This window comes from Neisseria sp. P0009.S007, assembly GCF_051962515.1.
The window spans coordinates 1-1,040 of record NZ_JBQCVF010000510.1; the positions used below are offsets into that span (position 1 = coordinate 1).

A 1,040-nucleotide genomic window follows, 5' to 3' on the forward strand; every position below is an offset into this window, starting at 1 on the left:
TTGGCTTTGGTTTCTTTATGGCGCAAATGGTAGTCGAACACCATGGCGATGTTGCGGATCAGGAAACGGCCCTTCGGCGTAACGGTCAGGCCGTGCGGTTTGAGGCGGACCAGACCGAGGGTTTCCAGTTGTTTCATATCTTCCAGTTCCGCTACAAAATAGCGGCTAAACGGAATGCCGAACACGCTTTCGTAAATTTGATAATCAAGCGAGAAGCGGCACATCAAATCCTGAATGATGTTGCGGCGCAGAATGTCGTCTTGATTAAGCTGGTAGCCGCGCATAATCGGTAGATGTCCGGCATCGAGTGCGGCGTAATAGGCATCGATGTCGCGCTCGTTTTGGGAGTAGGTGCTGCCGATTTTGCCGATAGAGGAGACGCCGATCGCCACCAAGTCGCAGTCGGCATAGGTCGAGTAGCCTTGGAAGTTGCGTTGCAGGAAGCCTTCTTTGAGGGCGATGGAGAGTTCATCATCAGGTTTGGCAAAGTGGTCCATACCGATGAAAACGTAGCCGCGCTCGGTCAGGGTTTGAACGCAATATTGCAGCATATCGAGTTTTTCTTCGCTGCCGGGGACGATATTGGTGTCGATACGGCGTTGCGGTTTGAAGATATGCGGCAGGTGGGCGTAGTGGTAGAGGGCGAGGCGGTCGGGGTCGAGGGACAAGACCGTGTCGATGGTGGTTTTGATGCTTTCGGTGTTTTGGTGCGGCAGGCCGTAAATCAAATCGACGCTGACCGATTTAAATCCGGCTTCACGCGCGGCATCAATCACTTCTTTGGTTTCTTCGTAGCTTTGGATGCGGTTGACGGCTTCCTGTACTTTAGGGTCAAAGTCTTGAATACCGACACTCATGCGGTTGAAACCGAGTTTGCCCAGTTTGAGGACGGTTTCGCGGCTGACTTTGCGCGGGTCGATTTCGATGGAGTATTCGCCGTTGGGGATGAGCTGGAAGTATTTTCGGATCATTTCGAAGACGCGTTCGAGTTGGTCGTCGCTTAGGAATGTCGGCGTGCCGCCGCCGAAGTGGAGTTGCGC

Annotated in this window: 1 protein-coding gene; it reads right to left on the reverse strand. The window is 53.4% G+C overall.

Going from position 1 to position 1,040, the window contains the following annotated elements:
- A partial coding sequence (hemN, locus tag ACTHS3_RS14415) for an oxygen-independent coproporphyrinogen III oxidase (protein WP_440368296.1) occupies window positions 1-1,040 on the reverse strand: 1,040 nt, incomplete at both ends.